Source organism: Psychrobacter sp. 16-MNA-CIBAN-0192 (genome assembly GCF_040309565.1).
GTDB lineage: Bacteria > Pseudomonadota > Gammaproteobacteria > Pseudomonadales > Moraxellaceae > Psychrobacter.
Genome location: NZ_JBEOOX010000685.1, coordinates 1 through 239, shown reverse-complemented (window position 1 = coordinate 239; position 239 = coordinate 1). Strand labels below are relative to the sequence as shown.

The 239-nt window shown below is 44.4% G+C and carries 1 pseudogene; it reads right to left on the bottom strand.

The features are described 5' to 3' along the window. Positions 1 to 182, bottom strand: a pseudogene (locus AAEY78_RS14860) (MFS transporter); the annotation flags it as partial. Positions 183 to 239 lie beyond the last annotated feature (57 nt).

Genomic DNA, 239 nt, shown 5'->3' with positions numbered 1-239 from the left:
ATACCAACATAGGCAATCATTTTGATAGCCAATGCCGTTCCCATAACAACCCCAGCATCATTGCCAGCCAAATCAAAAGCTAGAAGCCCAAGCGCCACGGTAGCCAGACCAGTACCAATCAGGGCAATGACTTGCGCGGCAAATAAATGACGATAAGTTTGATTTGCAAAGATACTAAGCATGGGAGGCTCTTTAGATCAGTCGATTGATCTTATAGGTAACGGGTTATCTCCTTAAAC